Source organism: Nonlabens sp., assembly GCF_047636915.1.
Classification (GTDB): domain Bacteria; phylum Bacteroidota; class Bacteroidia; order Flavobacteriales; family Flavobacteriaceae; genus Nonlabens.
The window spans coordinates 1-21,859 of sequence record NZ_JBLIGN010000046.1 but is presented as its reverse complement, the minus strand read 5'-3'; the positions used below and the strand labels follow the sequence as shown (position 1 = coordinate 21,859).

General features: G+C 36.1%; 13 protein-coding genes. 2 read left to right on the top strand and 11 right to left on the bottom strand.

What is annotated here, in order from left to right; translation table 11 throughout:
- Nucleotides 1–975: 975 nt before the first annotated feature.
- The 4 genes from ACJAT0_RS08355 to ACJAT0_RS08340 form a co-directional block, all read right to left on the bottom strand.
- The gene (locus ACJAT0_RS08355; RefSeq protein ID WP_415181302.1) at nt 976–2,262 is read right to left on the bottom strand and encodes an ice-binding family protein; all 1,287 of its coding nucleotides are present in this window, start codon (nt 2,260–2,262) and stop codon (nt 976–978) included.
- A 1,582-nt stretch (nt 2,263–3,844) separates the two neighbouring features.
- The gene (locus ACJAT0_RS08350; protein ID WP_415181301.1) at nt 3,845–4,615 is read right to left on the bottom strand and encodes a WG repeat-containing protein; all 771 of its coding nucleotides are present in this window, start codon (nt 4,613–4,615) and stop codon (nt 3,845–3,847) included.
- A gap of 566 nt (nt 4,616–5,181) precedes the next feature.
- Entirely contained in the window at nt 5,182–7,200 is a 2,019-nt protein-coding gene (locus tag ACJAT0_RS08345; protein ID WP_415181300.1) for an endonuclease, read from the bottom strand.
- Between the two features lie 68 nt (nt 7,201–7,268).
- Complete coding sequence (locus ACJAT0_RS08340; RefSeq protein ID WP_415181299.1) at nt 7,269–8,477, bottom strand: RsmB/NOP family class I SAM-dependent RNA methyltransferase; 1,209 nt, start codon at nt 8,475–8,477, stop codon at nt 7,269–7,271.
- 179 nt (nt 8,478–8,656) lie between these two features.
- Between ACJAT0_RS08340 and ACJAT0_RS08335 the strand changes: the two genes are divergently transcribed.
- The gene (locus ACJAT0_RS08335) at nt 8,657–9,727 is read left to right on the top strand and encodes a WD40/YVTN/BNR-like repeat-containing protein (protein WP_415181298.1); all 1,071 of its coding nucleotides are present in this window, start codon (nt 8,657–8,659) and stop codon (nt 9,725–9,727) included.
- A 248-nt stretch (nt 9,728–9,975) separates the two neighbouring features.
- On the opposite strand, the gene thrC is transcribed toward ACJAT0_RS08335, so the two are convergent.
- From thrC to ACJAT0_RS08300, 7 genes are all read right to left on the bottom strand, one after another.
- A complete protein-coding gene (thrC, locus tag ACJAT0_RS08330) occupies nt 9,976–11,271 on the bottom strand; it encodes a threonine synthase (protein ID WP_415181297.1) in 1,296 nt (431 codons plus the stop codon).
- Nucleotides 11,272–11,274: 3 nt separating this feature from the next.
- Nucleotides 11,275–12,201, bottom strand: a complete 927-nt coding sequence (locus ACJAT0_RS08325) for a homoserine kinase (RefSeq protein ID WP_415181296.1) — start codon at nt 12,199–12,201, stop codon at nt 11,275–11,277.
- The gene (gene thrA, locus ACJAT0_RS08320; RefSeq protein WP_415181295.1) at nt 12,201–14,645 is read right to left on the bottom strand and encodes a bifunctional aspartate kinase/homoserine dehydrogenase I; all 2,445 of its coding nucleotides are present in this window, start codon (nt 14,643–14,645) and stop codon (nt 12,201–12,203) included. Before thrA ends, ACJAT0_RS08325 begins: the two co-directional genes overlap by 1 nt.
- 409 nt (nt 14,646–15,054) lie before the next feature.
- Nucleotides 15,055–17,256 (bottom strand): B12-binding domain-containing radical SAM protein, encoded by a 2,202-nt coding sequence (locus ACJAT0_RS08315; RefSeq protein WP_415181294.1) that lies wholly within the window; start codon nt 17,254–17,256, stop codon nt 15,055–15,057.
- 139 nt (nt 17,257–17,395) lie between these two features.
- Nucleotides 17,396–18,985, bottom strand: coding sequence for a protein adenylyltransferase SelO (locus ACJAT0_RS08310; RefSeq protein ID WP_415181293.1), 1,590 nt, complete (start codon nt 18,983–18,985; stop codon nt 17,396–17,398).
- A 192-nt stretch (nt 18,986–19,177) separates the two neighbouring features.
- On the bottom strand, nt 19,178–20,614 hold the full coding sequence (locus ACJAT0_RS08305; RefSeq protein WP_415181292.1) for an SLC13 family permease: 1,437 nt from the start codon (nt 20,612–20,614) through the stop codon (nt 19,178–19,180).
- A gap of 19 nt (nt 20,615–20,633) precedes the next feature.
- The gene (locus ACJAT0_RS08300) at nt 20,634–21,464 is read right to left on the bottom strand and encodes a hypothetical protein (RefSeq protein WP_415181291.1); all 831 of its coding nucleotides are present in this window, start codon (nt 21,462–21,464) and stop codon (nt 20,634–20,636) included.
- Between the two features lie 178 nt (nt 21,465–21,642).
- Between ACJAT0_RS08300 and ACJAT0_RS08295 the strand changes: the two genes are divergently transcribed.
- Nucleotides 21,643–21,859: hypothetical protein (locus ACJAT0_RS08295; protein ID WP_415181290.1), on the top strand; the 217-nt coding region annotated here is incomplete at its 3' end.

Sequence of the window (21,859 nt, the reverse complement as noted above, 5' to 3'; positions counted from 1 at the left end):
GTTATTACATGTGCTTGTCTTTGAAGGTATATAAAGATTTGGTTATTATAGTATTTGGGTCTGTTTAATTGGTTTACTGGTTTATAAAAATGCAACTTTAGTATTACATGTGTCAGCGTAAAAAAAAATTAAATTTAAAAACGCATTAAGGATGAGTAACTATTTTTAATTATATTCTTCCTAACTGACTTCTCATCGTATTTCAAGTAAATCTGCAGGAGCCAACATAGAAACAATAACACATAGAGATATCGATCCCGGATTCCTATCATGAATAGTTGGACCGGAATTTACTAGTTCTGTGCTATTTTGATAAAGAATTAAGGTGGTACCACCTGCACTGATTTCTCCGTTGGAGTAAGTGCCGGTTTAGTATTTTTCACGGGTGTGTTTTTCGGCAATAGGTAGAGCTCGTTACGCAGTCTTTAAGTGACCATTAATAAAGCAATCAGCACCAGTTGAAACAGCATCTGAAGAGTTAAACACTGCAGTTGACGATACACTTATTAAGTCAATAGATGTAGAGCCATTAAGTGCTTGAAGAACACAAAAGGTCCTATAGCACTAGAATTGTTAAACAATACCACTTAAGAAACAAAACTTTTCCAAGGCTCTGATTACCCGAACAACAAACTAAATTACCTTTTAAAACAAAGTCAGCTTTTGGTTACATGGCTACTTCAGATATCTCATATATATCTAAAGTATGTGTTATTTATGAGTACAATTCGTGTATTTGCTCCCGTAGTAAACACGCTGTACCTCTAATAAAAATATAGGATAAAGCATTTTAGCCTTTTAGTGCTAATATACCTGCTATTGAGGGCGCACCAAAAACGATATAAACACCTAAACTGATAATAAAACTAATAGAAACGGATACATACGGTTTAAAATTGACTGCGACTCCTTTAGATTACTAGGAAAAAACAATTTTATCTTATAATCAAAACCTAAATGCGGAAACAATTAAAGTTAAAAATGAATCAGTGATAAGCTTCTGTTTTGCATCATTGATTCACCTTCGCTTACTTTCCATCGTATTTCAATTGTATCTGTTGGATCTAGAATTGAAATAATAGCGTGAAGAGATATCAGCGTTGGAGTCATACTATGAATTGTTCTGCTCGTGTTTACTAATTCTTCTCCATTTTGATAAATACTATACGTAGTATTATTGGCAGTCATTTTTGCATCTAATGTTGTAGCAGCTGAATATTTTTCGCCATAATGTTGTCCTGCGGTAGTGAGGGCTCCTATTGAAGTGGCTATATTTCCGTCAATCGTCGAGTTTGCACCACTTGCAATAGCACCAGAAGCCGTAAACATTGCAAATGATGAAAGGATTCTTAAGTCGATAACACTAACACCAAGAGGCATATTAATAATGGAATTAGCTCCTATAGATAATGCTCCAGAATTGGTAAAAATTCTTCCTTCAAGTCTAGCATCTGCTCCTAAACTAATGGCACCCGTACCTGAAACTAAAGATCCTTTTATATTAGAATTGGCTCCTGTATCCATAGCAGCATCAGACACCCAATAAACATTTCTAGCTTCTGCACCGTTTATAAGAACAACTTGTCCACTCGCTCCTGCACTAAAGGCTCCTGTACTCCTAATAATAAATAAGGAATCGCTATCATTACGTCCATCAAGTGTAAGTATACCTGCTAAAGAAAATGCTCCTGTAAGATCATAGACACCTGGCTGTAAAGTTTCATCATTTCCAAAAGCAGGAATATGTGTTGTATCAGTTGCTAAGAAATTCCTCAGATCTTGATAGATCATATTTACATCAATATTCCCCTGAGCGGCTGTAAATTGTTGATCACTTTCGCTATACATTTGGTTTGCGTTAAATGTAAGGGAGTAAGTTCCTACTTGAGGCGTTAAACTCATGTCAGGTATTACTGCATTATTTATAGAACCTGAGATGACATTATCGCCTTGACTCACTACATTATTGATTAAATTTTGTTTTGTTTTAGTTCCACTCCACAAAGGTGACATGGCATCGCCCAAATTAATTTGTGCGTCGTTTAATGTAGTATTAAAAATCATTAAACCATTGGCCGGCTCCTCGATTAAATCCCTTTGCACAGAAGTTAATCTGGGCATTAACATTCCCTTATTTTGCGATTGAATGTCAAGTACCGCTGAAACGTCTGGACTTCTTGTCCCAATTCCTACTTGAGCATAAAGATTACTGGAACTTATCGAAATTACAAATAGTAATAAAAAAGAAACGTTATTTTTCATAATATAAAAATTTTCACAGATAAAAACATCCGTTTTTAGTAAATTTTATTGTCAATTTAAAAATAATTAGTGCTTGATGCATCGTGTTGGTGAAAAGCTGTGATCATAACTGCATCACTTAATTATTATTAAAAACATAATTTAAAGATGTATAAACAAGGTTTTCAGCGGGTTAATAACACGTAAAACAAACCAAAATGTTATAAATATCTTAAAATTTTGCGGCGGCGAAAGTAGTCTAAATTCTACAATAAAATATAAAAACAACAGAAACTTTATAAATGAAGTTTTAGGTCCAGTTTAAGGGCTGAAAAAGAAGGTGAAATTAAAAAAAATAAGGAAAACACTTTTATTTAGGAGTGAGGTTTAATGCTGTCTTTTACAATTTAAAATTAATTTATTATTTAATTTTATTTGCCAGAATTCATCCAAAAATCTTTCTAAATATTGAAAAGGAACATCGAAGACTTTGCTCCAGCGTGATGATATATCAATTCCTTTTTTAATAATTGAAAACTCTAAAAGAAAGAAGCAGAGAGAAGATGTTTTCTTTACCCTAATATAAAATCACCAAGGCATTAAATATATTTCATAATGACTCTAAAGATTTATTTTAGATGATGTGATCTCCTCATATTTTGTTTTGTCCCATAAAATGTATGTTCCAACATTTTCAAACGCATCTCTTAAAAGCAATGAAAAACGAAAGCACAACAGGTCAAACATATACGGTCACATGCCTATATCTTTAAGTGGTCGATTTTAATCTACTCTATACATGTTTTCAAGATATCTAACAAAAGATTATTCTAATAGAATACGTGTTTGATTTAATGATAGAAATGATTTTAAGTCATAAATTTTTACTCAAGGGATCATCAAAATAAAGGACAGAATCTATGTGATATTAATTCCGTGTTACAAAAGGAACATGTATCAGATGTTTTAGTAACACGTCTTAAAACGAATACGGTATTTGAATCCATTAAAAATAAGAATTCCTTGATGATTTAGATCAAGATATTTTAAAAATGAAATTATCATACTTACAAGTAACCAGGCCTTTATCAGAAATTGCTATGCTTCAATTGTGACTGGTTCCGGTAATTAAACATAAATTAACAAGTTGATTAAGAGGGTCATAAATTATTTCAATGCTGCAGCAAGAACTATAGCCTTGTGGCACAAATAACCTTAGACAGAATTGTTTTAAATCTATAAAACAAAATTTGCATATCATGATTTTTGTAGGAAGAATCTCAAATACTATAAAACTTTAAACGACATAACTCTGATCACTGATTTATTAATTCCACTCCCTAATAAACAAGTGCAAATAAAAGTTCAGATTTTCTAATTTGGAGAAAAATAAATTGTATTTCACCTGTAGACGAACCATAGAAATGTATGTAACCGAGTAATGGAAGGAATCAAAAATTTAGAACACTACCACAAGAAGAATCAGTTTTTAAAATACATGTATTCTTTTGATAAAATCAATATTGACATCTGTTTACAAGGTGTAATAATTAATGAAGCTTGTTGGGTTGTAATAAGGTTAGTATGGTAGTGTAAAGGTTTATTACAACCTCTTTCCATTTTTATCGATGTGATGATTATCGCCCAAAAGGCTTCCGTTTTGAATAATAACTTTTGCTGTGCCATCTGGTGTAAAAGAACTCACCTCGGAATATATATAAGTTATAATTAATTCACCAGTAACATCTATAAAGCCCCATTTTCCAGATTTTTCTTTTTCCATATCTTGATATTGATCTAGCTGAACTGCTGCCCTACCGTTATAAAAGGAGTAGGATTCGAAATAGGTATAAGGAATTACTAGAGTTCCTTTTCTGTCGATAAAACCAAACTTTCCATTTTTCTTAACAGGTGCCAGGCCGTCACCAAAATAACCAGCATCTTCATATATAGGAGGAATCACTAGGGTACCAGCAGTATCAATGAAACCATGTTTACCTAGCATCATAACAGCGGCAAGACCATTACTGAACACTTTGACATTTTCATAATCTACGGGTATCACCACTTCTCCTTGTTTATTTATAAAGCCTAACCTGTTGTTCTTTGAAACCTTTGCAAAATCTGCTCCATAAAAGGCATCTGCCCAGTCAAACCTTTTTTTTAGATTTAGTTGAAGCACTCCTTTTCCATTAAAATACATAGATGCACCGTCATATGTTTCAAAAAGGAACCACTCATTTCGATCATTCTCCTTGAGTTGACGTTGTGCGAAAATCATCTCATCTAATTTTTCTTGATCATTAGAACTTAGGTTTTGAGAAGTGACACATAAACACGATAAAACAACAAATACGGATATACGGCTTTTCATAGACTTGTTTCTTTTTCATTTACTGGTGAAAATAATAAATATTTGTTTTGAATTATCTGAATAGCATGTTCGGTATTTATAAAGATGCAGTGTTTCGCTTTCGCGAAAGCGGAATTCTAGCCACTTATTTAAATTTTATAATCATATGAAAACATAAATACTGGTGATAAGGTTTCTATTTTAAATTTAGATTAGCATCTTTTACCATAGCAAATTTACTATTAGTAGATAAAAAATAGTTGGAGATACTGGTAACATTCTTATATCCTGTTTTAGCTTTATAAAATAAAAAACCTAGACAAAGCTAGCTTACAGATAGTTTTTGGAAGTATCATTCGATTTACTGTCAAAATACTTTAAAATTAAGATCGTGTAATAAAACAGGTTCAAAAATAATTTTGCTTATGTAATTTGCTATTTAAACATATTGGTACACTCGATATAGCTATACTCATTGTAGCAAATTTCAAGCTAGAGCAAAGGTCATATAAAGTATAGGGAGATAACGAAAATGCATAAAAAAACCGCTAAAAAGCGGCTTTAGAATAATTTAAAACTGCAAACAACTATTTGACAATCAATTTATAAGACATGATTTGGTCACCAATATTCAAACGAGCAATAAATATTCCTTTGGAATGTATGGTAAAACCATTAGGGCTCCAATCTGTTTTTAACAGCCTTCCAGAAAGATCATAGATCGCTATTCGATCGATGGCACTTACTGAACCATCTAGGTAAAATGTACCTGTTGAAGGATTGGGATATATAGTCACATTTGGAAGTATGTTTTCTGAATTACTAGCAGTTCCTCCGTAGGAATGCATTCCTAAATCACTGAAATTATCTTGAGCAAAAATATTCCATTCCCCAGATTTATTGAAGACGCTGTTTGGAGAAGAAACAGTTGCTTTTCTTATTAAAGTTTCATCTTCTGCAAAAACAGTAGAATTAGTTGGATTACCGACAACATCTAGGAGTATAGTTCCTTTAAAAAGGCCTACAGCATCGTTACCGTTAAAACTTAGAGGCCCTGAACTGCCAACTAATAAATCTGCCTGACCCGTTATAGCTGGAGTTGCGCTTCCATTAGCTATCACATAAACCGATTGATTTGCTAGTGTTCCTGAAAGTGCTAACGCATTTGTCCAGCCGTTTCCATTGGGACTTATTTGTATGGAGTAATTTGATAGATCTATAAAAGCACCTGTAAAATTGGCTACTTCAATTGCTTTATTGTTACCACTTCCTTCTATGTATTCAGAAATAAATAATTCTGTCGCTGCGCCAGAAAAAGGGGCTATGACTAAAGTCGTTTTTGTATCATCATCAGGTAACATATCGCCGTTACTATCTGTGTTGGTAAAATTATCTGGATCATCGCTTTCTACCGAAAAACTTCCACTGGTTCCAGCAGCATTAAAGTCAGAAGTTATTGTTATTTTGTTGATAACACAGCCACAAACACTTGAAATGTCGCTTGGCGTTAAGGTATAGGTAAGCGTGCCAAAGGCATCGGTACTGTTGACTCCCGCATTTAACTGTGACAGTTGTCCAGGAGCGGCAAACGCTCCTAAATCAGCAACAGCGGTTAAATTGAACAGATTTGTAGTTCCTATATTATTAATTTGGTATTCATACGTGATTTGATCGCCTACGCTTCCATAACCGTCCATGTCTATGTCTACAAAAGTATCTTTTAAAGTGGCAAATAAATCACCATTTGGATTATTGTTAGAGGCCCAAATTAAAGTTACATACTGCGGATTATCAATAAAAGGATTCCTATTATTTTGATGCACGTAAATATCATTATTGCGATCTATTTCCTTCTGACTTACTGGATCTGAATTATGCCAGTCTAACAATAAATTAATATACCATTGTTCATAAAACTGATCACTCGATCCATCTCGCGGATTATTGGAACTAGCGTTTGCTGCATCCCATCCACTATCGTTAATATTGTTTTCATATCTAGTTGCAAAATATAATAACATTCGCGCTATATCTCCTTTAAACTCGTCTATGGGTTCAAAGACCGTTCCTGAAAAACCTGAAGTAATAGAAGGCCCTTTTTTACTTCCATTTAAGGTGGTTGTTACATTCGTTCCATTAGGGTTGACCTTACCGAAAGGAAAAGAACTTCTCAAACCATTTACCCAACCATCAGAAGGAATTACATGATGCGCGTCACTGCGCATAGGTTCATTTTGACTAAAAAATCCTTGTGGAAAGATGTGCTCTCGGTTGTAACAATCTGCTTCACTATTATAATTACCGCAATTAGCACTCATTCCGATGGTCCAATTATATGGATCTGCTGCGTTAGGAATCTCAGAGTACATGTCTAGAATGGTATTCGTTTGAGTCCCATTATCATAATAAGCATCATTATCTGATGTGTCATATAAGGTAATCAGAGCGCCATAACTTTGACCATTATAACCATTAGTAATGATGGTACTTAACTCAGATTTTAACAGATATCCATTTAGGCCATTAGCAGTATCGTAATAACCAGATGGGATTTGTGCGTGACCAAGGGTAGATAACAATAAAAATAATAAGGTAATGTTTTTCATAAGTATCAGTAGATAGTGGGTATAGTCTGGTTCACATATTCGGCATTACAGAGAATGTGCTTGAGAAGTTATTTTTTTTTCATTCTTGCCATAAAGAAACCATCAAAGCCATCTCTATGCGCATAAAGAGTTTGTGAATCTTCTAATTCAAAATCGGCTCCTGCGTCTGATTTTAAGAACTTATCCACCTGAACTTCATTTTCTGATGGGAAAATAGAGCATGTAGCGTAGACCATTCTGCCACCAGATTTTACCACGCGGCTATACGATTGCAAAATCTCTTGTTGGGTTTCTTTAATTTTTTCAATAAATTCTGGTTGTAACTTCCATTTTGCATCTGGATTACGTCTTAAAACACCTAAACCGCTGCAGGGGGCGTCGATGAGCAATCCGTCCATTTTACCAGCTAGTTTTTTGATCGTTTTAGAAGATTCTAGCAGTCGAGTCTCCACGTTATGAGCACCAGCACGACGGGTACGCCTTTTGAGCTCGTTGAGCTTGCTTTGATAAATATCTGTAGCAATAATTTGCCCTTTATTTTCCATCATAGCTGCAAGGTGAAGTGTCTTTCCACCTGCACCAGCACAAGCATCCATAATGCGCTCTCCAGGCAGCGGATTTAAAAAAGCGGCGATCAGCTGCGATCCAGCATCTTGCACTTCAAATAAACCGTCCGTAAACAACTGCGTACGGAAAACGTTTGCTCTTTCATTAAGTATTAATGCGTCTGGAAAACGGTCGTTTGTTGTGGTCAGAATTTCTTCAGCCACCAGCTTTTCTTTTAGGGAAGCCACATCTGTTTTAAGAGAATTAGCTCTTAAAACGACGGATGCCTGCTGGTTCAAGGCAGTAATTTCCTGATCCCAAATATTTCCTAATTCTGCTATACCCATCTCATCCATCCAATCAGGAATAGATTCACGCATTTTGCGATTTGTTCGTACTTCGTCCAAACCACCTCTTACACGTCTTACTGGTGTATTATAATACTCATCCCAGGCCGGAAGGTCATGTCCTTTAAGAATGATCCATACACTGGTAAGTCTCCATAAATCTTGTGGATCAAAAGGTTCGCTTGCCTTTGCTATAGAAGCAAATAACCTCTTATAGCGCACAATGTCGTAGGTTGTCTCTGCAATAAAACCTCTATCTCTAGAACCCCAGCGTGTATCGCGCTTGAGAATCTTTTGTATCGCTTGATCGGCATACTTGCCATCGTTAAAAATGGTATGCAACGCATCTACAGTTGCCTGCACTAAATTATGGTGAAATCTCATTTTGCAAAAGTACGGCTATTCCTCAGCAAGTTATGTGAGGCGATATATTTTTTTATAAAACTTTTGAATTCCCTTGCGCTGTTGCACCGATTTAAATAGCGCTCAAACGGCTGTTTTTCATAAAACAGAAAGTGGAAAAGTAACAAACACACTTATTTTTTCTTCGTTATTTTCACCCAATGAAAAAAATTCTGTTTTTTGCCTTACTATCATGGACAATATCTTGCAAGAACGAGCCTAAAGTTATCGAACTGGAAGCTGTTCAGGTCGATTCTAGAATTGATATTGCTATTGAAATTAATGATATAATGACGGATACCATCCGTATAAGGGCGCTGGATTATGCTAATGGTGACTACTGGTTTTCGGGAAGTGATGGACAGTATGGTAGAATAGAAGAAGCAACAGGTCATATAGAAAAGTTTAAAGTGACGCTTAAAGAAGATCAATCCATCGAATTCAGATCCATTGCAACAACAGAATTATACACCTACCTCTTGAGTGCGGGAAATCCTGCACTGATTTACAAAATCGCTCAATCAAATAATGTTGTAAAATTAATATACACAGAGGTGGAGGAAGGCGTTTTTTACGACAGCATGAAATTTTGGAACGATCAGGAAGGAATCGCATTTGGTGATCCTATTGAAAAATGTCTCTCTGTACTAAAAACTCTCGACGGTGGAACTACATGGAAAAAGGTGGACTGTGCTCATTTGCCAAAATTTATAGAAGGCGAAGCAGCTTTTGCAGCCAGTAACTCTAACATTGCTATATATAAGGATCATGTGTGGCTCGCAACTGGAGGTGCTGCAGCAAGAATCTTACACAGCACAGACCGCGGTTCCAGCTGGGAAGAATATGCAACTCCTATAGTTGCAGGTGGCGTGATGACAGGAATTTACGCTATTGATTTTATAAATGAAAAACGTGGTGTGATGATAGGTGGTGACTGGAACAAAAAGGCAGATAATTTACACAACAAGGCAATCACATCTGATGGAGGTAAAACTTGGAAATTAATGGACGCTAAAAATGGACCTGGTTACTGCAGCGATATTATTTTTATTCCAGAAACAGATGGTAAAGAACTTCTTGCTGTGGGATCAGAAGGAATATGGTGGAGTGGGACAGAAGGAGTTTTATGGAAGAAGCTCACAGATATAGGTTTTTATACAGTGCGAATGGTAAATAGTAAAGAAGGTTACTTAGCAGGGCGTAATAAAGTGAGTAAATTCAAGCTTTATTAAGTGGTGTTACCACAACACTCAAATGTCACATAAAGTCTGTTTTTTTACCTTTGTATCATCAAAACAGAATGGCAGTCCTGTTTTAAATCTGCTAAAAAAAGAATTTTATTTTAAATTAAATGATCTAAATCGCTTTTAAAAAAAGGTGCAGCTATGTTTTATTTTTTTTAATCCGTTATTTACTATTCGTAAGGAGTTTTTATGGCTAGTAAGATGCACGTTTTAGCACGTATTCGATTCAAAGGCCGCTATCTGTTAAGTAGGTATTCTTTGAATTCTTTATAATCCTTAATTTCCATTGAAATTTTCTTTTTATTCATCACTTGTTTGATCTGTTCTGGCAAGGCCAATTTTACATTCAGTACACGTTCTACGGTAGGAAGAAATTTTGTTGGATGTGCCGTTTCTAAAAACACACAATGTACTTTTTCATCATCCTTTAAATAATCTTTGCAGGCGAGATATCCTATAGCTCCATGAGGATCTGCTATGTAATTGTATTTGGTTTTAATCTCTGTTAAAGCATCTTCAGTTTGTTGATCTGTATAAGAAAAGGAGGAAAGGTCTTTTTGTAGTGATTTAAAATCTTGATCGTAAAGTTCTTGAATTCGTGCAAAATTACTGGGGTTAGAAACATCCATTGCGTTACTTATAGTAGCAACGGTGGTTTCCGGCGAGTATTGTTTTGTTTTTAAGAATTTTGTTATCACGTTATTTTCGTTATTTGCTGCTATAAAATGATGGATGGGAAGGCCTAATTTTTTAGCTATCATCCCAGCACATATGTTTCCAAAATTTCCACTAGGAACTGAAAAGACAATTTTTCCATGTTTCTTTTTCAATTCCTGGTACGCAAAAAAGAAGTAAAACATTTGTGGCAACCATCGGGCAACATTAATAGAATTTGCGCTGGTCAACTGTATTTTTGAAGTCAATTCTTCATCTAGAAAAGCACGTTTTACCATGTCTTGACAATCATCAAAAACGCCATTTACTTCTAGAGCTGTAATGTTCTGACCTAATGTGGTTAATTGCTTCTCTTGTACGACGCTTACTCTTCCTTTAGGATACAAAATAACCACCTTGACACCTTTAACGCCTAAAAAACCGTGTGCCACAGCACCACCAGTATCTCCTGAGGTAGCAACAAGAACTGTTATTTCTTCTGTTTTCCCTTGATTATAGTGACTTAAACATCTCGCCATAAACCGGGCACCCACATCTTTAAAAGCCATAGTAGGGCCGTGAAATAATTCTAAAGTAGAAATTTGATCGTTAAATTCAACCACAGGAAAATCAAATGCTATGGTCTCTTTAATAATCGCTTTAAGATTTTCTAAAGGAATCTCGGGACTTACAAACTGTTCTATAGCTTTTAAAGCAATTTCTTCACGAGTCAAATGCTCTATATTTTCAAATACAGAATCTTCAAGTCTAGTGATAGTTTTAGGGAAATACAGTCCTTTATCTGGTGCCAATCCTTTAACTACGGCTTCTTTAAAAGAAGCATGAGGAGCCTTTTTATTAAGGGAGTAATAATTCATAATTTAAGGGTTAAGGATTTTAATTCCTTGCTGATTGATGGAAGATACATACGTATCAAAGTCGATTTCTGTTTTAGAATACATGTCCTTCATGGCTTGTTCTACTTTAAGAGCGTTTTCTTCTCCTTTACACAAGGTAAAAATGCTAGGTCCCGAGCCTGAAATTCCACAGCCTAAAGCTCCCGCTTTTAGCACGGCATTTTTTATTTCGTGATAATGCGGTATGAGTTTACTTCTATGCGGCTCAATGACCACGTCATTTAGCGATGCTGCGATCAAATCATAATCGGAGGTGTGTAATGCGTGAATCAAACTACCTAGATTTGCCCATTGTTCAATCGCTTGATACAGTGGAATGTCTGCTGGAAGAGCCGCACGAGAATCGGCTGTTTTTATTTCTATTTGAGGATGTATAATGCTGGCAAACAAATCTGATGGAGTAGGGATTTTCAGAATTTTTACAGGATGACAGGATTTAACTAGTGTAAAACCGCCATAAATAGCTGGTGCAAGATTATCGGCATGCTCACATTTACTGGCAACAGCTTCTCCTTTCATGGCAAAAGTAGTGAGTTGCTCTTTTTTATAAGGTTTCCCTAACAATTCATTCAAAGCGACAACCACTCCTGCGGCACTAGCAGCACTGCTTCCTACACCACTTCCAGGTTTGATATTTTTATAAATCTCTATTTCTATTCCTAACTCGGGATTAAAATCATTTATAAAAGCTTGAGCCGCGACTCCAGCCACATTATTTTCTAGTTCCATAGGTAACTCATAACCTACACATTTAGTGATGACTATTCCTTTTTTAGAAACCCTCCTTACGACCATTTCATCACCAACAGTATCCAAACAAAAGCCTAATACATCAAACCCACAAGCTACATTTGCTACTGTTGCCGGAGCAAATATTCTTATTTCTTTCATTAGTTATTTCCTATTCTTATGATGTCTGCAAACAGTCCGGATGCGGTAACATCAGCACCAGCTCCTGCACCTTTTACTAGTAATGGTTGTTCGGGATATCTCGCTGTGAAGAACATCACGATGTTATCGCTTCCTTTTAAATTGTAGAAGGGATGGCCTATGGGGATTTGCTGCAAGCCTACGCTGGCTCCATTCTCCGTTAATGTCGCTACGTATTTAAGCTGTACGTTTTTTTCTTTCGCGGAAGCGTACAAAGACTGAAAATGCGGCTCATCTTCTATCAATGTGCTGTAAAAATCAGCTACTGTATCGCTGGCGTTGTTGTTATCTGTAAGGAACGTTTTGTTTTTAACATCTTCCAAATTCATAGCGAGACCGCTTTCTCTAGCGAGAATTAGAATCTTTCTAGCAACGTCTACACCGCTCAAATCAATACGTGGATCTGGCTCTGTATATCCTTGTTCTTGTGCTTGTTGTACGACATCGTGAAATTTTGTCTGATCCGTAAAATTATTGAAAATAAAATTAAGACTGCCAGATAAAACAGCTTGGATAGAGACAATTTTGTCTCCTGAAGCCATAAGGTTTTGCAAGGTATCAATAATAGGTAAGCCAGCCCCTACATTGGTTTCAAATAAAAATGGCGCATTGTATTTTAAAGCGTATCTCTTCAACTGCTGGTAATCTTCTAAAGCAGCAGAACAAGCTATTTTATTACAGGCCACAACAGCAATACTTTCTTTTAAGTAATAGATGTATTCCTTAGAAACCGCTGCACTTGCCGTTACATCAACAAAAACGCTATTGCGCAAATTGAGATCAATAGCCTTTTTACGAAAACCGTCGAGACGGGCTATTTCTCCATTTTTAAGTTCCTCTTTCCAAGTTTTTAAATCCATTCCATCAGATTTAAAATACATTTTTTTAGAATTACTAACCCCTATAACACGAAGGTTTAGTTTTAAATGTTCTTTCAGATACTTGCGCTGTTGCTTGATTTGTACAAGGAGCTTTTCTCCTACATTGCCCACTCCAGCGATAAATAAATTTACTTGTTTGTGATCTCCTTCAAAAAATCGTTCGTGTAGGGTATTCAATGCTTTTTTCACATCTTTCTGATCAATTACAGCACTGATATTCATTTCTGAAGCCCCTTGAGCGATGGCTCTAATATTGATATTGTTTTTCCCCAAAGCACCGAACATTTTACCACTCATACCTTGTAAGTGTTTCATTCTACTACCTACAAGAGCAATGATAGCTAAGTTTTCTTCTATTAAAACGCTATCCAACTGGTTGCGTTCTATTTCATATGCAAAAGTCTCATTGATGCCGTTTTCTGCTTTTTGAACGTCCTTTTGATCGATCGCAATGCAAATAGAATGCTCTGAAGACGCCTGTGTAATGAGTATAATATTGATCCTGTCTTGTGCCAGCCGTCCAAATAATTTCTTTGAAAAACCAGGGATTCCTACCATTCCACTTCCCTGAAGAGTCAATAAAGTAATGTGGTCAATGTTGCTTATTCCAGTAGCATTGCGGTCTTCCTTAACATCAGGTGTAGAAATGCGAGTTCCTGATTCATCAGGACGTAAGGTGTTTTTAATTAAAATAGGTATTTTCAATTCCAGAACAGGTTGTATCGAAGGCGGATACAAAACTTTTGCCCCAAAATGTGACAACTCCATCGCCTCTTGATAGTTGATGTTTTTAATTGGGTAAGCTTGCTTGACTAATTTTGGATTTGCGGTAAACATGCCGCTTACGTCTGTCCATATTTCTAGTTCTTTAGCGTTTAAAGCTGCAGCTATTAGAGCAGCTGTATAATCAGAACCGCCACGACCTAAGGTAGTAGCTTCTCCATTAAATGATCTGGCTATAAAACCAGGTAAAATAGTAATTTGTTGTGGCGCATTTTTAAAGTACGCTGCAATATTACTATGTGTTTGCCGCAGTAAAACCTGAGCTTTTGTAAAACTATCATCTGTAACAATCAGTTCTTGAGCGTTTTTTAAAACAGCATTTGAATGGCGAGCATTTAAAGTTTCTGTTGCGATAAATGAAGATAGCTGTTCTCCGAAGCTGAGTAATTTATCTGTTGTCTTAGGAGATAGCTCACGGATCAGATAAATACCGTTAAGTAAATTTTTAAGATGTTGAAACTGTTCTTTTAAAGCAGCTTTGATTTCAGCAGCGTTTTCATTTATCAGTTCTGTGAGTAGTTGCAAATGCTTTTCTTCTATAGCTCTTGCCACTTCTAGATAGGCAGGATCACCCTGTTGTGCCAGTAAACCGCTTTGTTGTAATAGATCTGTGACACCACCTATTGCAGACACGACACAAATTACTTTATCCTTTTTAGATTTTTCTTCTAGAATGGAAATGACATTGTTTATATGTGAAGCAGATCCAACAGAGGTGCCACCGAATTTTAAGACTTTCATATTTGAAAAGCTTTAGGAATTGAAATTATTAGGTTTATAAGGATGTAAAAACATCTTAGGAACGGAGGTAAATTGCTAGAAACCCAATAGGGTGCTGCTTATAAACGCAATCATAGTCTGATGATAAAAGTTTGTTGAACAAACAGCTAAGAAATTAAAAGAGATGCGGTTATTTGTTTTCAAATGTATATAAGTTGGAAATTCAAATCTAAAGTTCTCCCTCTTAAATGCCAATTATTTCTTATTTTTTTTAAGCCTTACCCTAAAATAATTTTGTTTGCTGTGGAATACTTAAAAATTAGCGACTAATTTTTAATTTATCACAATAAAATCAGGTGTATCTGAACATTTGGCAACATTCTATTTTCTTAAAAAACAGAAAGCTACTTAAGAGCCTTTTTGGGACAGATCACAATACCAATAAACCATTTGCTCTTAAGATTTCCATTTCTTCAGAATACCAAAATGGTTCGAATGGATTAAATTTTGATTCATAAGAAGCTTTTATTTGCGAGAAGGTAGAAATTTTATTCGTCGGTTGTAACAATTCCAACTGATCTATCAGCCAGTTCCCTTGGTCTTCTGGAATTTCTATTTGGAAAGAACTAGTCTTATCATGGAAGACGAGGTCTAGATAAGTGACTTCTTTACCCTTTTTGATCTTTTTACAGGGAGCGATTAAGGGTAAATTCCCTAAATAAACTACTTTAGAATTTGTTTTAATAGACCTAAAAATTTCCTTATTCAAACAATCCTCTATGTAGTAAGCAGCAATAGTTGTTTCTGGAATATCAAAGTCAAACCATTCTTGCAGTGACATATCAAAGCCTATTCCATGCATAAAATTGAATAGTGACTTCTTTAATCCATTACTAAATATGCTGTGATCAATTCCTGTAGAATCGGTGAACTGCACGTCATTATTAGCAAAACCTATCTCTTTTAAATGTGGTGTAATCCCGTAATCCTCTGTATTCCTTCCTACTGGACTGTGCGCCGTAAGCGCAAATTGATGCCAGAAACCACTTTGGATAACACCTAATTCAAATAACTGTCTAGTCATTTCTAAGCTGTCTATTGTTTCCTGAATGGTTTGCGTAGGATAGCCGTACATCAAATAGGAGTGAACCATGATTCCAGCCGCTGTGAGATTTCTAGTTACTTGCGCTACTTGCTCCACCGTAACTCCTTTATCAATGAGCTTTAACAACCTGTCTGATGCCACTTCAAGACCGCCAGAAATAGCAATACAGCCAGAAGCTTTTAATAAATGACAGAGATCTTGCGTGAAATTTTTCTCAAAGCGGATGTTCGTCCACCAGGTTACTGTTAAGTTTCTTTTTAAAATTTCTAAAGCTACAGAACGCATCAATGCAGGTGGCGCCGCTTCATCTACAAAATGAAACCCTTGTTCTCCCGTCTGTTCTATAAGCTGTTCCATGCGATCGACAAGAACATTTGCTGCAATCGGTTCATAAAGACTTATGTAATCTAAAGAAATATCACAAAAAGTACATTTGCCCCAGTAACAACCGTGCGCCATGGTCAATTTGTTCCATCGACCATCGCTCCATAGGCTGTGCATAGGATTTGCCACTTCTATAACGGAAATATATTGATCTAGAAGTAAGTCACTATAATCGGGTGTGCCTATCTGTAATTGCTTATAATCTGATCTTGTAGCATTATTTTTATAGGTAACCACCCCATTGTCAAGAACAAAAGTTCTTTTAAGTTCTAATTCTCCCATAGATTTAGAAGAAGTATTCAACACATAATCAGAAACTAATTCCAGCGGCAGCTCTCCATCATCAAGACATATAAAATCTACAAATTCAAATACACGAGCGTCTTTTACAGACCTCAATTCTGTATTAGGAAAGCCACCGCCCATGGCTATTTTAGTATCTGGAAAATGGTTTTTAATATATTGGCACGACCTCAAGCCGCTGTACAAGTTACCAGGAAATGGAACAGACATCACGACCAGCTTCGGTTGTATGTCTTTTAGTTTTTTCTCTAAAATAGAGATCGCAATCTCATCAATGTAAGACAGCGGTTGAAGAAGCTCTGTATAAAGTTCGTCAAAACTATTGGCACTCATTCCCAACCGCTCTGCATACCGACTGAAACCAAAATTATCATCCACACAATCTACAATAAAATCAGAGAGGTCCTCGAGGTATAAGGTGGCAAGATGTTTAGCTTTATCCTGCATTCCCATGTTTCCAAAAGCCCATTCTAAATCATCCACTTGATCAAATCTAGAGGCTTGAGGCAGGAAATGATCAGTACAAATCTGTCTGGCAAAAGTATCGTTATGACCTTGTAGAAATGAGATGATACCGTCCAGTGGTTTTATGTAGTGATCTTTTAAAGCATATATACGCTGGCTGTTATTATTTAATATACTATTTTGATCAAGTGCATAATCAAATACTTTAGTCATTCCGGCGGCAGAGAACAGCTCTAAAATCACCTCGATACCCAAGTCCATTTGATAGGAATCAATTTCCTTAGTATTTAAAAACCCTTTGATATAGGCAGTCGCTGGATAGGGTGTATTCAGTTGTGTAAAAGGAGGCGTGAAAAGGAACAGGTCTTTTTGCATGTATAAAAATAAAGTGCAAAGCTAAGTGATTATGTTTTCGCTTTTGCAAAAGTAGTTCTTAAAGCTTGAGGGTTCTTATATCTGATGTAGCGCATATTTTTTTGAACTCCCCATCACTCAATTCGTATTCTTAGCACATTTAACTACTACAACTAAGCATGCTACAACCTACTTTAGAACGTGCCCAATCTGGTCGTAATGCATACCATTTTTCAAATTCTGGTTGCTCTGTATAAGGATGTTGAAGCATTTTATAAACGTCATGAAGCAATTCATAATTTCCTTTATCTGCTTCATCGATAACCAATTGTGAGATGTAGTTCCTGAGAACGTATCTAGGATTGATATTGTTCATTTTTTGAGTTCTCGCTTTCGCGAAAGCGTACCTATCTAATGGACTTTGTTCCAAATCAAACTGCAGCCGTATTCTATAGCTTTCTAGCCATTCCATCCACGTTTTTTTATGTTGCTCTACCAATTTTGGAAAATTGTAAAAAGCAATAGAAATGATTTTAAAAGCTTCTATTATATCAGTTTTCGAATTGATTTTACATAATTCACGATAGAAAATAGTCATGTCAGTTTCATGTAAATGCAGGCTTTCTTCTAGATTTTGCATCAAGTCACGGTCGTCCTTGTCCGTGTGGTAGAGCCCTAGTTTATTCATCATGGTTTCAAGGTACTGGACTTGATAATTGGTCTTGTAATTATCAAGAATTTCTTGCAATGCGGTGGAATCTTCTATCAGTGGAAACAACGCATTTGCCAGTTGTAATAAATTCCACAAACCTATTTCTGGTTGCGCGCCATAACGGTATCTTTTATGCTGTCTGTCTGTAGTGTTAGGAGTCCAGCCGTGATCGTAAGGCTCTAACCAGCCATAAGGTCCATAATCTATAGTGAGCCCTAGAATAGACATATTATCTGTGTTCATCACTCCGTGAACAAAACCTACTCGTTGCCAATGCATGATCATTTCTAGTGTGCGATCTGTAACCTGTTTAAAAAATTCTAAATAGGCTTCTTTGCCACTAGATTTGATGTGTGTAAAAAAGGTGGAAATGGTATAATCGGTGAGTTTTTTGAGAAGATTGTTTTCGCCTTGAGCAGCAGCAAGTTCAAAATTACCAAAACGTATAAAACTAGGAGCCACACGACAGACTACAGCTCCTTTTTCATAAGCTGTATTGCCGTCGTACATCATATCCCGCAGCACTTCCTCACCGCTCAATGCTAGCGATAGCGATCGAGTGGTAGGAATACCTAAATGATGCATGGCTTCACTACAAAGGTGTTCTCTAATACTGGACCTTAAAACAGCAAGTCCATCACCACGACGAGAATATGGAGTAGGACCAGCACCTTTTAATTGAAATGCCCAGCGTTGTTCTTTATGTACTATTTCAAATAGATTGATCGCACGACCATCACCTAACTGTCCCGCCCAATTTCCAAATTGGTGTCCAGCATAAGCCATGGCATAGGATTCTGTTTTAGGATACAAATGTTGTCCAGTAAAAAGTTGTAGAAACTCTTCTCCGTTGATTTCTTCTTCGGAAAACCCTAGTTCTTTAGCTAGTTTTGAAATATGTATCAAACTGGCTTTTTTAAATGGAACAGGTGTTGCCAGAGAGTAAGCTGCGTCAGTTACTGGACGAGTAAAGTTTTCGTTTATTGGGTCTTTAGGTAGCGCGTTTGTAAAGCTATTATCAATGTGAAGTTTGTGCATGGTACAAAGGTAACGGATAGGGATGAAGTTTACCGTATAAGGCAAGCTTCAATCTAAATCGCAAATTTAAAGGTGCATGATGTACCGTTTCAATTACCTTGTTTTTTACATATCTTTTTTATGTGATTTTAGGAACTTAGGCTAATAATTCCGTTTTCGCGAAAGTGGAATGATTCATATAATGATCAAATATTATTCTAAATCCCAGAGCCAGGGTAAGGCAAAGTAGGCAAATAAGGTTAAGATAAAAATAGATATTATATTCATCCAAATCCCTTTTTGTACCATATCCTTAATACTAAGATATCCAGAGCCAAATACTACGGCATTTGGCGGAGTGGCCACTGGAAGCATAAATGCGCAGGAAGCTGCAACGGTAGCACTTACTAATAAGTAATAAGGATTGATATTTAAAATAGCAGCCACAGAGACCAAAATGGGTAATAACATTGCCGTAGTAGCAAGGTTGGATGTAATTTCTGTTAAAAAGTTCACTGCTGCAATGATGACTAATAATAATATAAATAAGGAGATTCCTTCTAAGCTGGCGAGTTGACTACCTATCCATATAGCAAGACCACTGGATTCAAAAGCGGTTGCAAGGGCCATTCCACCACCAAAAAGAATTAATATGCCCCAGGGCAATTTTACAGCATCTTCCCATGTTAAAAGCGCCTGAGATTTATCTTTATTAGGAATTAAAAATAAAAGTAATGCTCCAGTAATTGCGATAATAGTGTCATCTATGGCAGGTATCCACTGGATTAATAAGAAAGAACGACATATCCAAGCTATGGCAGTTAATGAAAAAACAACAGCGATAATTTTCTCTTCATAACTCATACTTCCTAGTGAGGCGAGCTGTCGATTGATTTCTTCTTTACCTCCAGGAAATTCTTTTTGTTCAAATTTAAAAGCAAATTTCGTTAAGTAAATCCAGCAAATAAACAGTAAAATCATACTGAGAGGAAAGCCAAAAAGAAACCATTGAAAAAAAGTAATCTCCGTATGAAAGGTGCTTTCTACCACACCAGCAAGAACTAAATTAGGCGGTGTTCCTATGAGGGTTGCCATTCCGCCTATAGAAGCACTGTAAGCGATAGAAAGCATGAGTGCTTTGCCGAAAATTAGATTTTCGTTTTTCTTGGTGTTAGGATTATCTTGTAATTGTAGGATGATTGCAATTCCGACTGGAAGAATCATTACAGCGGTTGCTGTATTTGAAATCCACATAGAAAGAAAGGCTGTTGCCAGCATAAAGCCTAAGATGATCTTATTGATATTAGTCCCTACTAGTTTGATAATAGTAAGGGCAATTCGTTTGTGAAGACTCCATCTTTCTATGGCAATAGCGAGCATAAAACCTCCTATGAATAGAAAGATATATTTATGTCCATAAGACGCTGTGGTCTCACTCAATACAAGCCCACCGGTAAGAGGAAATAATACGATAGGTAATAATGCTGTTGCAGCGATAGGAACCGCCTCTGTAATCCACCAAGCAGCAATCCATAGGGTAGAAGCGAGTACAGCATTTGCCTCATCGCTCAATCCTTCTGGAGCATAAAAAAATCGCGCTAAAATAAATAAAATGGGTCCTAAAAATAATCCAATTTGCTTTTTTGTCATTGTATTTTAATTGATACCACTAGTTGTAAAGATATTGGGCAGCACTTAAAGCCGCACCGCGAAAATCATGATCGGCGTTTGGAATATTAGTAAAGCTCCATTGAAAGGGCAAATTACTAATGATTGCTAGATTTTGAGAAAAATTAAAAAAGTTTTCTGCACGTTCTGCTCGATGAATTCCTTGCACATCAGCTTGCGCATTGCGTCGCAATCCTGAAGCATTGGGATTGTTATCATTTGCGCCTACTTGAATATGCATTTGATGAGAAAATAAAACAGATAATGAACTGTTATGTAAAGGGGAATCATCAAAACCATAAGGGAATGAAATAGAGAGGTCTGGAAAAGTGTACCATCCAGACGCCGATGCCACTATACGGTTTGCACGAGCTAGGGGTTTATACATAAGGAATCGATGTGCAAATTGTCCTCCAGCAGAATGACCAAAAATGTCATAAGTGCTACTGGAATTATCGATTTGCGATACGATAGTGTCAAACAAGGGCTCTATTACTGAAAAGGCCCAGTCACTTTCGTCATTAATGTTAGTAATGCTGGGATTATCGCCATCTATAAAAACATTACCTAAGTTATAACCATCTCCACCTGGAAAATTATCTGTGGAAAACTCCGGCGCAATTACAATGAATTGGGATTGATTTGCCTCGCTAATTAAGGCATCTCTATAATCCCGAGCATTTCTTCCTGCTCCGTGAAATACAACTAATATTCTAGCGTCTTGCGCGATATTTTCAGGCAGGTGATAATAGATTTTTAATGTAGAGGTGCTTGTAGTATTTTGATATCTAAAATTAAAAACTCCAGAGCCACTTTCTATAAATTCAGTCATTTCTTCCGGTAAACTGCTGCTGTTTTCACTACAAGATAAGAGTGAAAATATAAGAAGGAAAAATAAGATTAAAGTAATTTTTGAAGAAGAATTCATAAGTATGGAAAAGTCTAAAACGAATATATTAACAAACTAAATTTAAAATACACTACTTTTAGGAAGCCAATTTACTTAATTAATGAATACCAATCACGAGTTTGCCATCCAGCGTATTTCAAATGAATACGAATTACTCCAATCTTCAAAAGAGGATAAAAAATATACCCTATTGTATAAGGCTATAAAAAGATGTATTCGTAAAAGAGAACTTCCAGACCAATGGCTTTTACCTCCAACGAGAATTTTATCAATTTCGATGGCGCTTTCACGTACTACAGTTTTAAAATCTTACGAGC

What these genes read in the sequence shown, in the direction of transcription:
- ACJAT0_RS08355 (WP_415181302.1), bottom strand. Translation starts at nt 2,262, where the DNA reads ATGAAAAATAACGTTTCTTTTTTATTACTATTTGTAATTTCGATAAGT.
- ACJAT0_RS08350 (WP_415181301.1), bottom strand. Translation starts at nt 4,615, where the DNA reads ATGAAAAGCCGTATATCCGTATTTGTTGTTTTATCGTGTTTATGTGTC.
- ACJAT0_RS08345 (WP_415181300.1), bottom strand. Translation starts at nt 7,200, where the DNA reads ATGAAAAACATTACCTTATTATTTTTATTGTTATCTACCCTTGGTCAC.
- ACJAT0_RS08340 (WP_415181299.1), bottom strand. Translation starts at nt 8,477, where the DNA reads ATGAGATTTCACCATAATTTAGTGCAGGCAACTGTAGATGCGTTGCAT.
- ACJAT0_RS08335 (WP_415181298.1), top strand. Translation starts at nt 8,657, where the DNA reads ATGAAAAAAATTCTGTTTTTTGCCTTACTATCATGGACAATATCTTGC.
- thrC (WP_415181297.1), bottom strand. Translation starts at nt 11,271, where the DNA reads ATGAATTATTACTCCCTTAATAAAAAGGCTCCTCATGCTTCTTTTAAA.
- ACJAT0_RS08325 (WP_415181296.1), bottom strand. Translation starts at nt 12,201, where the DNA reads ATGAAAGAAATAAGAATATTTGCTCCGGCAACAGTAGCAAATGTAGCT.
- thrA (WP_415181295.1), bottom strand. Translation starts at nt 14,645, where the DNA reads ATGAAAGTCTTAAAATTCGGTGGCACCTCTGTTGGATCTGCTTCACAT.
- ACJAT0_RS08315 (WP_415181294.1), bottom strand. Translation starts at nt 17,256, where the DNA reads ATGCAAAAAGACCTGTTCCTTTTCACGCCTCCTTTTACACAACTGAAT.
- ACJAT0_RS08310 (WP_415181293.1), bottom strand. Translation starts at nt 18,985, where the DNA reads ATGCACAAACTTCACATTGATAATAGCTTTACAAACGCGCTACCTAAA.
- ACJAT0_RS08305 (WP_415181292.1), bottom strand. Translation starts at nt 20,614, where the DNA reads ATGACAAAAAAGCAAATTGGATTATTTTTAGGACCCATTTTATTTATT.
- ACJAT0_RS08300 (WP_415181291.1), bottom strand. Translation starts at nt 21,464, where the DNA reads ATGACTGAATTTATAGAAAGTGGCTCTGGAGTTTTTAATTTTAGATAT.